Source organism: Pseudomonas sivasensis, assembly GCF_021391435.1.
Taxonomy (GTDB): domain Bacteria; phylum Pseudomonadota; class Gammaproteobacteria; order Pseudomonadales; family Pseudomonadaceae; genus Aquipseudomonas; species Aquipseudomonas sivasensis.
On sequence record NZ_CP090029.1, the window covers coordinates 224,463 to 237,939 of the forward strand.

The 13,477-nt window shown below is 60.8% G+C and carries 14 protein-coding genes; 7 read left to right on the forward strand and 7 right to left on the reverse strand.

Going from position 1 to position 13,477, the window contains the following annotated elements:
- Positions 1-42 precede the first annotated feature (42 nt).
- Both LRO94_RS00965 and LRO94_RS00970 read left to right on the forward strand, forming a co-directional pair.
- Entirely contained in the window at positions 43-600 is a 558-nt protein-coding gene (locus tag LRO94_RS00965; protein ID WP_032885143.1) for a DNA-3-methyladenine glycosylase I, read from the forward strand.
- A 40-nt stretch (positions 601-640) separates the two neighbouring features.
- On the forward strand, positions 641-1,528 hold the full coding sequence (locus tag LRO94_RS00970; protein ID WP_032885142.1) for a lysophospholipid acyltransferase: 888 nt from the start codon (positions 641-643) through the stop codon (positions 1,526-1,528).
- Positions 1,529-1,605: 77 nt separating this feature from the next.
- On the opposite strand, the gene LRO94_RS00975 is transcribed toward LRO94_RS00970, so the two are convergent.
- From LRO94_RS00975 to def, 5 genes are all read right to left on the reverse strand, one after another.
- On the reverse strand, positions 1,606-1,917 hold the full coding sequence (locus LRO94_RS00975) for a tetratricopeptide repeat protein (protein ID WP_032885141.1): 312 nt from the start codon (positions 1,915-1,917) through the stop codon (positions 1,606-1,608).
- Positions 1,918-1,935: 18 nt separating this feature from the next.
- Complete coding sequence (trkA, locus tag LRO94_RS00980; RefSeq protein WP_032885140.1) at positions 1,936-3,309, reverse strand: Trk system potassium transporter TrkA; 1,374 nt, start codon at positions 3,307-3,309, stop codon at positions 1,936-1,938.
- 23 nt (positions 3,310-3,332) lie between these two features.
- A complete protein-coding gene (gene rsmB, locus LRO94_RS00985; RefSeq protein ID WP_032885139.1) occupies positions 3,333-4,643 on the reverse strand; it encodes a 16S rRNA (cytosine(967)-C(5))-methyltransferase RsmB in 1,311 nt (436 codons plus the stop codon).
- Positions 4,640-5,593 carry a methionyl-tRNA formyltransferase gene (gene fmt / locus LRO94_RS00990; protein ID WP_179179719.1) on the reverse strand — a complete coding sequence of 318 codons (954 nt, stop codon included), beginning with the start codon at positions 5,591-5,593 and terminating at the stop codon, positions 4,640-4,642. Before fmt ends, rsmB begins: the two co-directional genes overlap by 4 nt.
- 69 nt (positions 5,594-5,662) lie before the next feature.
- Complete coding sequence (def, locus tag LRO94_RS00995; protein ID WP_032885135.1) at positions 5,663-6,169, reverse strand: peptide deformylase; 507 nt, start codon at positions 6,167-6,169, stop codon at positions 5,663-5,665.
- 135 nt (positions 6,170-6,304) lie between these two features.
- Here def and LRO94_RS01000 point away from each other — a divergent pair, with 135 nt between their 5' ends.
- The 3 genes from LRO94_RS01000 (at position 6,305) to LRO94_RS01010 (ending at position 8,872) form a co-directional block, all read left to right on the forward strand.
- On the forward strand, positions 6,305-7,072 hold the full coding sequence (locus tag LRO94_RS01000; RefSeq protein WP_179179718.1) for a peptidoglycan-binding protein: 768 nt from the start codon (positions 6,305-6,307) through the stop codon (positions 7,070-7,072).
- A 63-nt stretch (positions 7,073-7,135) separates the two neighbouring features.
- Positions 7,136-8,239: a DNA-processing protein DprA gene (gene dprA, locus LRO94_RS01005; RefSeq protein ID WP_179179717.1), complete on the forward strand. Its 1,104-nt coding sequence runs from the start codon at positions 7,136-7,138 to the stop codon at positions 8,237-8,239.
- A 75-nt stretch (positions 8,240-8,314) separates the two neighbouring features.
- Positions 8,315-8,872: an L-threonylcarbamoyladenylate synthase gene (locus LRO94_RS01010; protein WP_122754142.1), complete on the forward strand. Its 558-nt coding sequence runs from the start codon at positions 8,315-8,317 to the stop codon at positions 8,870-8,872.
- 80 nt (positions 8,873-8,952) lie between these two features.
- Here LRO94_RS01010 and LRO94_RS01015 read toward each other — a convergent pair whose 3' ends face one another.
- Positions 8,953-9,930 (reverse strand): quinone oxidoreductase family protein, encoded by a 978-nt coding sequence (locus tag LRO94_RS01015; RefSeq protein ID WP_179179716.1) that lies wholly within the window; start codon positions 9,928-9,930, stop codon positions 8,953-8,955.
- 160 nt (positions 9,931-10,090) lie between these two features.
- Between LRO94_RS01015 and hemF the strand changes: the two genes are divergently transcribed.
- Both hemF and aroE read left to right on the forward strand, forming a co-directional pair.
- A complete protein-coding gene (gene hemF, locus LRO94_RS01020) occupies positions 10,091-11,023 on the forward strand; it encodes an oxygen-dependent coproporphyrinogen oxidase (RefSeq protein ID WP_032885127.1) in 933 nt (310 codons plus the stop codon).
- Positions 11,023-11,844, forward strand: a complete 822-nt coding sequence (aroE, locus tag LRO94_RS01025) for a shikimate dehydrogenase (RefSeq protein ID WP_032885125.1) — start codon at positions 11,023-11,025, stop codon at positions 11,842-11,844. The genes hemF and aroE overlap by 1 nt, the downstream gene beginning before the upstream one ends.
- Here the strand turns inward: aroE and LRO94_RS01030 are convergent, their stop codons facing one another.
- Positions 11,845-13,413 carry a SulP family inorganic anion transporter gene (locus LRO94_RS01030; protein ID WP_179179715.1) on the reverse strand — a complete coding sequence of 523 codons (1,569 nt, stop codon included), beginning with the start codon at positions 13,411-13,413 and terminating at the stop codon, positions 11,845-11,847.
- Positions 13,414-13,477 lie beyond the last annotated feature (64 nt).

Here is a 13,477-nt window from a genome sequence, read left to right on the forward strand (position 1 = left end):
GAGTATACCCGATTCGGCCGCGCCACCATCCCCTGGAGCCTTATGCCACGCTGCTTTTGGTGTTCTGAAGATCCGCTGTACATGGCATATCACGATCAGGAGTGGGGAACGCCGCTACGCGATGCGCAGGGTTTGTTCGAGTTGCTTTTACTCGAAGGGTTCCAGGCGGGCCTTTCCTGGATCACCGTTTTACGCAAACGCGAGCATTATCGAAAGGTCTTGTTCGGTTTTGATCCGCAGCGGTTGGCGCAATTGGGCGATGACGAGATCGAAGCGCTGATGCTCGACCCAGGTATCGTGCGCAACCGCCTCAAGCTCAACGCCACCCGGCGCAACGCTGCGGCTTGGCTGGCGCTGGAGGACCCGGTGGGGTTGCTCTGGTCGTTTGTCGGCGGGGTGCCCAAGGTCAACCATTTCAAGGACCGCAGCGAAGTGCCCGCGATTACGCCGGAGGCTGAAGCCATGAGCAAAGCACTCAAGAAAGCCGGTTTCACCTTTGTTGGCCCGACCATCTGTTACGCGTTCATGCAGGCCTCTGGCATGGTCATGGACCACACTCAGGACTGCGACCGTTACGCGGACTTGGTCAACGCCGGTTAGAATGCGCGCTTTGCGCACCACACACGATCAGGAGTGACCTGTGGAAAAGTTTAAAGGCGCCTTGCTGGTAGGCGCTCTTCGGTTGTTTGCCCTGCTGCCATGGCGCGCAGTGCAAGCCGTGGGTTCGGCCATCGGCTGGATCATGTGGAAAACCCCCAATCGATCCCGCGAAACGGTGCGGATCAACCTCTCAAAATGCTTTCCGGACATGGACCCCGCCGCCCGGGAGCGCCTGGTCGGCCAAAGCCTGATGGACATCGGCAAGTCCCTGACTGAAAGCGCCTGCGCCTGGATCTGGCCGGCCCAGCGTTCCATCGACCTAGTGCGTGAAGTCGAAGGCCTGGAGGTGCTGCACGAAGCTCTGGCCTCGGGCAAAGGCGTAGTCGGCATCACCAGCCACCTGGGCAACTGGGAAGTGTTGAACCACTTTTACTGCAACCAGTGCAAACCGATCATTTTTTACCGCCCGCCCAAGCTCAAGGCAGTGGATGAGTTGCTGCGCAAGCAGCGCGTGCAGTTGGGCAACCGTGTGGCGGCTTCCACCAAGGAAGGCATCCTCAGTGTGATCAAGGAAGTGCGTAAAGGTGGCCAAGTGGGTATTCCCGCTGACCCGGAGCCGGCGGAATCGGCGGGGATCTTCGTGCCATTCTTTGCAACCCAGGCGCTCACCAGCAAGTTCGTGCCGAATATGCTCGCGGGCCATAAGGCGGTCGGTGTATTCCTGCATGCCCTGCGACTGCCGGATGGTTCGGGCTACAAAGTGATCCTGGAAGCTGCGCCGGAAGACATGTACAGCACAGACACAGCCACGTCTTGCGCCGCGATGAGCAAGGTCGTTGAGCGTTATGTCGGCGCCTACCCGAGCCAGTACATGTGGAGCATGAAGCGCTTCAAGAAACGCCCGCCGGGTGAAGAGCGGTGGTATTGACCCAAAGACAATACAAAACCAAATGTGGGAGGGGCGGTGCGACGATTCGACTTGCCCCTCCCACATTTTCGATCTGCTTAGCTTTGGCGGTCGAGTTTCTTCAGGAACACCGTCATCTCTTTCTCGGCCTGCTTGTCGCCATGGGCCTGGGCCGCTTCAACGCCCTTCTCCCACGCCTGTCGCGCTGCGGAGTTATCACCCTGGCCTAACTGTGCCTTGCCCAACAACTTCCACGCCGCCGAATACTTCGGATCGAACTCGACGCATTTCTGCAAATGCTCCGCCGCCTTGGCGTTGTCCTTCAGATCCAAATAACCCTTGCCCAGTCCAAAGCGCAGCAGCGAGTTATCCACACCCTTGGCGAGCATTTTTTCCAGGGATTCGAGCATGTCGGTCACTCCGGTTGATCAGAAAAAGCTCAATCCCACGTGGAACAACTTCTCCACATCGCGGATATGTTTTTTATCCACCAGGAACAGGATCACGTGGTCACCCGTGGCGATCATCGTATCGTCGTGGGCAATGATCACCTCTTCGTCACGAATGATCGCGCCAATGGTTGTGCCCGGCGGCAGGCCGATATCGCGGATGGCTTTGCCGATCACTTTGCTCGACTTCGAATCCCCATGGGCGATCGCCTCAATGGCTTCCGCCGCGCCGCGCCGCAGGGAGTGCACGCTGACGATATCGCCACGGCGTACGTGGGCCAGCAAGGTGCCGATGGTCGCCAGTTGCGGGCTGATGGCGATGTCGATATCGCCGCCCTGGATCAGGTCGACATAGGCCGGGTTGTTGATGATCGTCATCACCTTCTTCGCCCCCAGCCGCTTGGCCAGCAGCGACGACATGATGTTGGCTTCGTCATCGTTGGTCAGGGCCAGGAAGATGTCGGCGTCGGCGATGTTCTCTTCCATCAACAGGTCGCGGTCCGAGGCGCTGCCTTGCAGGACGACGGTGCTGTCGAGGGTGTCGGACAAATGCCGGCAGCGCGCCGGATTCATCTCGATGATCTTCACTTGGTAACGACTCTCGATGGCCTCGGCCAGCCGCTCGCCGATCTGGCCGCCGCCGGCGATAACGATGCGCTTGTAGTTCTCGTCGAGCCGGCGCATTTCGCTCATGACGGCGCGAATATTCGCTTTGGCCGCGATGAAAAACACCTCGTCGTCGGCTTCGATCACTGTATCGCCCTGCGGCAGGATCGGCCGGTCACGCCGAAAAATCGCCGCTACGCGGGTTTCCACATTGGGCATGTGTTCACGCAGTTGGCGCAGTTGTTGGCCGACCAGTGGACCGCCGTAATAGGCCTTCACTGCGACCAATTGGGCTTTGCCACCGGCGAAGTCGATCACCTGCAAGGCGCCCGGGATTTCGATCAGGCGCTTGATGTAGTGGGTCACCACTTGCTCAGGACTGATGAGCACATCTACAGGAATGGCGTCGTTATCGAACAGGCCGGCGCGGGTCAGGTAGGCGGCTTCGCGGACCCGGGCGATCTTGGTCGGGGTGTGGAACAGGGTATGGGCGACTTGGCAGGCGACCATATTGGTCTCGTCGCTGTTGGTCACGGCCACGAGCATGTCGGCATCGTCGGCCCCGGCCTGACGCAGCACCGTAGGAAACGATGCACGACCTTGTACGGTGCGGATATCCAGGCGGTCGCCCAAGTCGCGCAGGCGTTCGCTATCGGTGTCGACCACGGTAATGTCGTTGGCTTCACTGGCCAAATGTTCGGCCAGTGTGCCGCCGACCTGCCCTGCCCCAAGGATGATGATTTTCATCCGGTCACTCCCTCAATAACCATTCAGCCACGCGCGGCGGCGATCTTGATCAGTTTGGCGTAGTAGAAGCCATCGTGTCCGCCTTCTTGCGCGAGCAGTTGGCGACCGTGAGGCTGCTTGATACCGGCCGTCGTGGCGAGATCCAGCTCACGGGCGCCGCTGGTGCGAGCGAGGAAGGCTTCGATCACCTCAGTGTTTTCGGTGGGCAATGTCGAGCAGGTGGCGTAGAGCAGGATGCCGCCGACTTCGAGGGTCGGCCACATCGCGTCCAACAGTTCACCTTGCAGCGCGGCCAGGGCGGCGATGTCGTCGGGTTGGCGTGTGAGCTTGATGTCCGGGTGGCGGCGGATCACACCGGTCGCGGAGCAAGGCGCGTCCAGCAGAATGCGCTGGAACGGTTTGCCGTCCCACCATGCGGCGGTGTCACGGCCGTCGGCGGCGATCAGTTCGGCGCTCAGGCCCAGGCGTGCGAGGTTTTCCCTTACACGCACGAGGCGCTTGGCTTCCAGGTCAACAGCGACGACACCGGCCAAGCCTTTTTCGACTTCCAGGATGTGACATGTCTTACCGCCTGGCGCACAACAAGCGTCCAGCACGCGCTGGCCCGGTGCCAGATCGAGCAGGTCGGCGGCCAGTTGCGCGGCTTCGTCCTGCACACTGATCCAACCCTCGGCAAAGCCCGGCAGGCTGCGTACATCGGCGGCGGCCTCCAGCACGATGCCGTCGGTGCTGTACACGCACGGCGTCGCGTTGATGCCTGCGGCCGTCAGCAATTGCAGGTACGCGTCACGGCTGTGATGGCGACGGTTGACCCGCAGGATCATCGGCGGGTGCGCATTGTTCGCCGCGCAAATGGCTTCCCACTGCTCGGGCCAGAACGCCTTGAGGGATTTTTGCAGCCAGCGCGGGTGGGCGGTGCGCACTACCGGGTCATGTTCCAGCTCCGCCAGCAGCGCCTCGCTTTCGCGTTGGGCACGGCGCAGCACAGCGTTGAGCAGGGCCTTGGCCCAAGGTTTTTTCAGCTTGTCGGCGCATCCGACGGTTTCACCGATGGCGGCGTGGGCCGGCACGCGGGTGTAGAGCAACTGATAAAGCCCTACCAGCAGCAGCGCCTCGACGTCAGCATCGGCCGCCTTGAATGGCTTTTGCAGCAGCTTGGCCGCCAGCGCCGACAAACGAGGTTGCCAACGGGCGGTGCCAAAGGCCAGGTCCTGGGTGAAGCCGCGGTCACGGTCTTCGACTTTATCCAACTGCGTGGGCAGTGAACTGTTCAGCGAAGCCTTGCCGTTGAGTACGGCGGCGAGAGCCTTGGCGGCGGCCAGACGTGGGTTCATTGCGCGGCCACCCCAAGTACAGTGCCCAGGGAAAATTTCTCACGACGGCTGTTGAACAAGTCGCTGAAATTCAGCGCCTTGCCGCCGGGTAATTGCAGACGCGTCAGGCACAGCGCCTGTTCACCGCAGGCGACCAACAGGCCTTCCTTGCTGGCGCCGATGATCTCGCCGGGGGCGCCTTTGCCGTCCGCCAAATAGGCAGCCAACACTTTCAAGGCTTCGCCGTTGAGGGTGCTGTGGCAGACCGGCCACGGGTTGAAGGCACGCACCAGCCGTTCCAGCTCCACCGCCGGGCGGCTCCAGTCGATGCGTGCTTCGTCTTTGTTCAATTTGTGGGCGTAGGTGGCCAGGCTATCGTCCTGCACTTCGCCTTCCAGGGTGCCTTCGGCGAGGCCGGCGATGGCTTGGATGACGGCAGTTGGGCCCATTTCGGCCAGGCGGTCGTGCAGGCTGCCGCCAGTGTCTTCGGCGGTGATCGGCGTAACCACTTTGAGCAGCATCGGGCCGGTGTCCAAACCTGCCTCCATGCGCATCACGGTCACACCGCTTTGCGCATCACCGGCTTCCACCGCGCGCTGGATCGGCGCCGCACCGCGCCAGCGTGGCAGCAGCGACGCATGGCTGTTGATGCAACCCAGGCGCGGGATATCCAGCACCACTTGCGGCAGGATCAAGCCGTAAGCCACCACCACCAGTAGGTCAGGATTGAGCGCAGCCAGCTCGGCCTGGGCCTCGGCGTTGCGCAGGGTAGGCGGCTGCAGTACAGGAATGTTGTGCTCAAGCGCCAACTGCTTGACCGGGCTCGGCATCAGTTTTTGCCCGCGACCGGCCGGGCGATCCGGCTGGGTATACACCGCAATGACATCGTGAGGGCTGGCAAGCAGCGCCTTGAGGTGTTCGGCGGCGAATTCAGGGGTGCCGGCAAAAACAATGCGCAATGGCTCGGTCATGGGAAGTCTCGGTTAAAAACAGTCACAAAAGAAAAAGGCTTGCCGCAGCAAGCCTTTGGAAGGAGGGCATCAAGCTTGCTGGCGATGCTTTTTTTCCAGCTTCTTCTTGATCCTGTCGCGCTTGAGCGTGGACAGGTAATCGACAAATAGTTTGCCGTTGAGGTGGTCGCATTCGTGCTGGATGCACACTGCCAGCAGTCCTTCGGCAATCAGCTCGAACGGCTTACCGTCACGGTCCAAGGCTTTGATCTTCACGCGCAGCGGGCGCTCGACGTTCTCGTAGAACTCCGGCACCGACAGGCAGCCTTCCTGATATTCGCCCATCTCTTCGGTCAGTGGTTCGAACTCAGGGTTGATGTACACCATCGGCTCGCTACGGTCTTCCGACAGGTCCATGACCACGACGCGCTGATGCACGTTGACCTGGGTGGCGGCGAGGCCAATGCCCGGGGCTTCATACATTGTTTCAAACATGTCATCGACCAACTGACGAACCTTGTCGTCCACTACGGCCACCGGTTTGGCGATCGTGCGCAGGCGCGAGTCGGGGAATTCGAGGATGTTCAAAATAGCCATAAGCGTAATTGCTGCACATGTGAGGTAAAGGCAAATCGGCGGTGGGATGGACCCATACGGCCGGTGTGAAAGGTTCGAAAGCCGCGAAGGCTCTGGCATTTCACGCGAACGCACATAATAAAGGAGATTCACCCCATGAGGAAATCGCTACTCGTCTTGCTGCTATGGGCCCCGTTCGCCGCAGCCCTGCTTCCCCAACCTGGCTCGCGTCTGGATCAACCGACGCAACAGGCCATTCAGCGGTTTTTATTGCATAACCGTATTCTTGATACGCCTCAGGATCTGGACAATGCGCCTTACATTGTCGCGACCGACGGCGGGCGCGTGCTGGGGGCCAATGGCGAACGTGTGCACGCCAGAGGCGACCTGGATCCGGCCCAGCCAAGCTATGGGATCTTTCGCCGAGGCAAGGTTTACGCCGACCCTCAAACGCAGGAATTGCTGGGTATCAACGCCGATGACATCGGTACCGCGCGCTTTGTGATGGCGGGCGACCTCACCACCCTCGCTGTGCAACGGGTAACTCAGGAGGTACGCCCCGGCGACCGCCTGCTCCGCGCGCAATTGCCTACGGCGCTTGAGCCCGTGAAGTCAGCGCCTTTCATCGAAGGAAAAATCATCGATATCCCCAGGGGCGTCACCCAGATTGGCGTGCTGGACGCTGTCACCCTGAGCAAAGGCCGGCGCGACGGTCTGGTGGAGGGTCAACTGCTGACCGTCATTAAAACCGGCGCCACCGTCCGCGACCCGCTCACCGGTGTTCCCACGAAGCTACCCGATGAGCGAGCCGGCACTCTGCTGGTGTTCCGCACCTACGAAAAACTCAGTTATGGCCTGGTTCTCAGCGCCTCACGCCCGTTGGCAGTCATGGACCGTTTCGAGACTGCTGCGCAAACGCAATAAATAGCCTGCTAAATAAGTTACCAACAGAGTTATCCACAGCTTGTTCCGGTCAAGGATGATCAGATGTTTCCGATAAACAGCAGTGAAATTTCCCCTTCAGAACTGGAGGCCCGACTACGCTTGCACAGGCTGCCAGAAGTAGGCCCGAAGCGTTTTAGGTTGTTGATCGAAGCGTTCGGCAGCGCTTCAAAGGCCATCAGCGCGCCTGCGAGTGCCTGGCGTGCACTGGGCTTGCCACTCATCAGCGCAGACGCTCGTCGCAGTCCCGAAATCCGAGATGGCGCCAGTGAGGCATTGGCGTGGTTGAGTCGTCCGGCCCAGCATTTGCTGATGTGGGACCAGCCTGAGTATCCGGCATTACTAGCCCAGATCGACGATGCGCCACCGCTGTTATTCGTCGCTGGCGACCCTTCAATTCTCGAAAAACCGCAACTGGCGATGGTCGGCAGCCGGCGCGCGTCGCGCCCTGGCATGGACACCGCTGCCGCGTTTTCCCGTAGTTTGGCCAGCGCCGGTTTTGTCATCACCAGTGGCCTCGCACTGGGTATCGATGGCGCGGCGCATCAGGCGGCATTGGATGTGGGTGGACACACCATCGGCGTGCTTGGCACCGGCCTGGAAAATGTTTATCCACAGCGCCATCGACGGCTCGCAGAGGCGATGATTGCCCAGGGCAGCGCAGTGATTTCCGAGTTCCCACTGGACGCTGGGCCTCAGGCGAGCAACTTTCCGCGGCGCAATCGAATCATCAGTGGCCTGTCGCTGGGCGTGTTGGTGGTGGAAGCCAGTGTGGCCAGTGGCTCACTGATCACCGCCAAGCTGGCGGCCGAGCAAGGCCGGGAGGTGTATGCCATCCCGGGCTCCATCCATCACCCTGGAGCCAAAGGCTGTCATCAGTTGATCCGCGATGGTGCAATGCTGGTGGAAACCATTGAGCACATCCTCGAAGGCTTGCGGGGCTGGCAGGCCTTGTCGCGCCCGGCGCCGATGCCGGTGATCCATCCGCTGGTGGCGTTGCTGCACGCGGCGCCCCACACCAGCGAAGCCCTGGCGATTGCCAGCGGTCGGCCTTTGTCCCAAGTGTTGGCGACCCTCACGGAGCTGGAGCTTGAAGGCCAGGTGATTTGCGAAAGCGGTCGCTGGCTGGCGCGTGGTCAGCTTTTATAGCTGCCGGTTTTTTGGAACTAGGTTTTGTAAAGAAGATCGGTAAACTGCCCAGAGCTTTAGTCCGGAGAATGAGCAATGGTCAACAGGTGGCGTGTGTTGGAAACCGCACGAGAAATTCGCGCAGGCGCGGTGATTGCCTATCCAACCGAGGCGGTATGGGGCTTGGGCTGCGACCCGTGGAATGAAGAAGCAGTCGACCGTTTGCTCGCCATCAAGAATCGCTCGGTGGACAAGGGCCTGATCCTGGTGGCCGACAACATTCGTCAGTTTGATTTTCTCTTCGAAGATTTCCCCCAAGACTGGATCGACCGTATGGCCAGCACCTGGCCAGGGCCGAACACTTGGCTGGTGCCCCATCAGGACTTGCTGCCGGAATGGGTGACCGGTGTGCACGACACGGTCGCGCTTCGGGTCACTGACCATCCTCTGGTGCGGGATTTGTGTTCGCTGGTCGGGCCGTTGATTTCCACGTCGGCCAACCCTCAAGGCCGCCCGGCTGCGCGCTCGCGGATTCGCGTGGAGCAGTATTTCCGTGGTCAGGTCGACTTGGTACTGGGCGGTGCCCTCGGCGGTCGCAAGAATCCAAGCCTGATTCGTAATCTGGCAACCGGTGAGGTGGTGCGACCGTCGTAATACTGAGGTGTGGCTGATCGCCGGCAAGGCACCTTCTACAGAGGATTGCGTGCTATTGCCGGCGATAGCGTTCTTAAGCCTTACGGCAACAGGATGGTCGACCCGGTGGTGCGCCGCCCCGACAACTCCGCCTGTGCCTTCGCCGCTTCCGCCAGCGAATACCGCTGGTTGATATCAATGCGCACCTTGCCGCTCTGGATCATCGAAAACAGATCATCTGCCATCGCCTGCAAGTTCGCCGCGTTGTTGGCGTAGGTCGCCAGGGTCGGTCGGGTCACGTACAGCGAGCCCTTGGCCGAGAGTATCCCCAAGTTCACCCCATCCACCGCGCCCGAGGCATTGCCAAAGCTCACCACCAACCCACGGGGCGCCGCGCTGTCCAGGGAAGTCAGCCACGTGTCCTTGCCGACACCGTCGTACACCACCGGGACCTTTTTGCCGTCGGTCAATTCCAGCACGCGCTGTGCGACGTTTTCCTTGCTGTAGTCGATGGTTTCCCAGGCACCGAGGGATTTGGCCAAAGCGGCTTTCTCTGGCGAACTCACGGTACCGATCAACTTCACGCCGAGCGCCTTGGCCCATTGGCAGGCCAGGGAGCCCACGCCACCGGCCGCAGCGTGGAACAGGATGGTCTCGCCGCCCTTCAGTTCATAGGTCTGGCGCAACAGGTACTGCACGGTCAGGCCCTTGAGCATGGCACCGGCGGCTTGTTCGAAGCTGATGTCGTCCGGCAGGTGCACCAGGTTAGCGGCGGGCAGTACGTGCAGTTCGCTGTACGCGCCGAGCGGGCCGCTGCCGTAGGCCACGCGGTCGCCGACCTTGAATTGGGTGACTTCGCTGCCAACCGCGTCAACCACGCCGGCACCTTCTGCGCCCAGACCGGAAGGCAAGGCCGGTGGTGCGTATAGGCCGCTGCGGAAATAGGTGTCGATGAAGTTCAGGCCAATGGCCTCGTTACGCACACGAACCTGCTGCGGGCCCGGCTCCGCCGGCGTGTAGTCCACATATTCAAGTACATCGGGGCCGCCATGGGCGCTGAACTGGATACGTTTGGCCATCTGCACTTCTCCTTGGGTCGAATTCGCGTAGCCCCCTATCGGACTCCTAAGCTTGATCTTCGTCAACTGCGACGGCATAGGGTGCAGTGGTATCCTGTGCGCCCATTTGCCGCCGACGCCCAATGGCCTCGCGTAGCTTTGCCCGATTCAAGGTGATGCCATGACTACCCGCACCGAGGCTGTAAAGGCCTACCTGCTTGACCTGCAAGACCGCATTTGCAGCGCCCTGGAAACCTTTGAGACGGACACTCGCTTTATCGAAGACGCCTGGACCCGGCCTGCCGGCGGTGGCGGTCGCACCCGTGTGATCGAAAACGGTTCGGTGATCGAAAAAGGCGGCGTTAACTTTTCTCACGTATTCGGCAGCGGCCTGCCACCATCCGCCAGCGCACACCGCCCAGAGCTGGCCGGTCGTGGCTTTGAAGCCCTCGGCGTGTCGCTGGTGATCCACCCGCACAACCCTCATGTGCCGACGTCCCACGCCAACGTGCGTTTTTTCATCGCTGAAAAAGAAGGCGAAGAGCCGGTGTGGTGGTTCGGTGGCGGCTTTGACCTCACCCCGTATTACGGCAACGAAGAAGACTGCATCCACTGGCACCGTGTGGCCGAGCAGGCCTGCGCACCTTTTGGCCCGGACGTGTACTCGCGCTACAAGGCCTGGTGTGACACCTACTTCCATATCAAGCATCGCAACGAACCCCGTGGTATCGGCGGCCTGTTTTTCGATGACTTGAACGAGTGGGACTTCGACACCTGCTTCGCCTTCATCCGCGCCATCGGCGATGCCTATATCGATGCTTATCTGCCGATCGTGCAGCGTCGCAAAGCCATGGCCTATACCGAGCAGCAGCGCCAGTTTCAGGAATTCCGTCGCGGCCGCTATGTTGAATTCAACCTGGTCTACGACCGTGGCACCCTGTTTGGTCTGCAATCGGGCGGGCGTACCGAATCGATCCTGATGTCGCTGCCGCCGCAAGTGCGCTGGAGCTATGACTGGAAGGCCGAGGCCGGCAGCGAAGAGGCGCGGCTCACTGATTACTTCCTGCAAGACCGCGACTGGCTTGGCGTTGTCGCGCCTAAGGCGGCGGTCTGATGGATCGTTATGTTGTCTTCGGCAACCCCATCGGTCACAGCAAGTCGCCGCTGATTCACCGCATGTTCGCCGAGCAGACCGGCGAACAATTGGACTACAGCACTTTGCTTGCGCCCTTGGAGGATTTCACCGGTTGTGCCCGTGAGTTTTTCCAGCAAGGCCGTGGCGCTAACGTCACCGTACCGTTCAAGGAAGACGCTTACCGTCTGGCCAATAGCCTCACCGAGCGCGCCCAACGCGCCGGTGCGGTGAACACCCTGAGCAAGTTGGCCGATGGCACGCTGCTGGGTGATAACACCGACGGCGCGGGCCTGGTGCGCGACCTGACGGTAAACGCCGGGTTAAGCCTGCAAGGCAAACGCATCCTGTTGCTGGGTGCCGGTGGCGCGGTACGCGGGGCGTTGGAACCGTTGCTGGCTGAGCGTCCTGCTTCATTGATCATCGCCAATCGCACTGTGGAAAAGGCTGAATTGCTCGCCGAGTTGTTCGACGACTTGGGCCCGGTGTCGGCCAGTGGTTTCGACTGGCTGCGTGAGCCGGTTGACGTAATCATCAATGCCACGTCTGCCAGCCTGTCAGGCGATTTACCGCCGATTGCCGGCAGCTTGATAGAACCGGGCAAGACCTTTTGCTACGACATGATGTATGCCAAGGAGCCGACCGCGTTTTGCCGTTGGGCGGCTGAGCAAGGTGCAGCTGTGGCAATGGATGGCCTGGGCATGCTGGTTGAACAGGCCGCTGAAGCGTTCTTTCTATGGCGCGGTGTGCGCCCGGATTCGGCGCCGGTGTTGGCTGAACTGCGCCGTCAGTTGGCGCAGTAATCAATCTTCAAACTGGATGGGGCAGTTATCGGCCCCTTCCAGTTTCTTCAGCTCTTCAACCACCTGCGGCCGTGCCCCGCGCAATGTCAGGCTACGCCCCAACCCCTTCAATCTCCGCGCCTCCTGGTGCAGCATCTCTACCCCGGAATAGTCGATAAAGTTGATCTGCTGCGCCTCGATCACCACCCGCTTGCCCTGCAAACTTTGCAGGCGCACTTGCAGGTAATGGCTGGCGCCAAAAAAGATCGAGCCGCCGACTCGCAATATATCTTCGTCACCGTCTCGCCATTGTTGAACCCGTGGCTGCGACGTGCGTTTGAGATAGAAAAACAGCGACGCCAGCACTCCCGCATAGATCGCCGTTTGCAGCTCCAGTAATAACGTGGCGACACAGGTCAGGTTCATCACCACAAACTCTGCACGGCTGACGCGAAACAGCGCGCGAATAGCACGATGATCCACCAAGCCCCAGCAAATCAGCAGGATGCTCGCCGCCATGCTCGGAATTGGAATATGCGCGATCAATGCCGCACCAAATAACGCAAACAGCGCCACCCATAACGCGGAAAACACCCCGGCCAACGGCGAGCAGGCACCTGCCTCGTAGCTGAGGCCTGAGCGGGTAAAGGAACCGGCCGACAGATAGCCGGAGAAAAATCCGCCGACGATATTGGATAAACCCTGAGCGCGAACTTCCTGATTCGCGTCGAGCAACTGTTGCGAACGAGCCGACAGCGAGCGGGCAATCGACAGGCTGGTCACCAGTCCCAGCATGCCCACCGCCACGGCACTGGGCAGCAGGCGCAGGATCATGTCCAGGTCCAACGGTAACGGGCTGAACGGCGGCAGTTTGCCGATAAACGAACTGACCAACGCCACATGCCCGAACATCGACGGCCATAGCCACGTTGCCAGGCTACCCAGGGTCAGTGCGATCAGTAGCGTTGGCCAGCGAGGCACGAGGTATTTGAGCAAAGCACCCACCAGCAACGTCCCGATCCCCAGGACAAGGGACGCGTGGTCCCACTCGCCAGCATGGTGGATCAGCGCCAGCAGGCTATTGATTGCGGTGGCCTGGCTCGGCAAATCCAGCCCCAACAGGTTCGGCAACTGCCCCAGGGCAATCACCACGGCGGCGCCCAAGGTGAAACCCAACACCACCGAATGGGAGACAAAGTTCACCAGTGCGCCAAAGCGCAGCATGCCCAGCAGCCACTGGAATACGCCGGCGAGAAAGGTGAGCAACAGGATCAAGGTGATGTAGTCCTGCGACCCCGGCACGGCCAATGGGCTCACGCTGGCATAGAGCACGATGGAAATCGCCGCCGTGGGGCCACAGATCAGGTGCCAGGATGAACCCCACAGGCACGCGATCAGCACCGGGATGATGGCGGCGTACAGACCGTACTCCGGTGGAAGACCGGCGATCAGCGCGTAGGCAATCGATTGGGGCAGTGCGAGCACGGCGCCGCTGAGGCCGACCAGCGCGTCCCGGCCCACAGTGGCTCGGGTTTGACGCGGGAGCCAGCTGAGGAAGGGGAAGAGTGTATGGCGGTTGGGCCGGGGCATTTATAACTCGGCTGAAAAGGTTTGACTCAGGGTATCAGTACACACTGGTCCTTGTGGGAGGGGG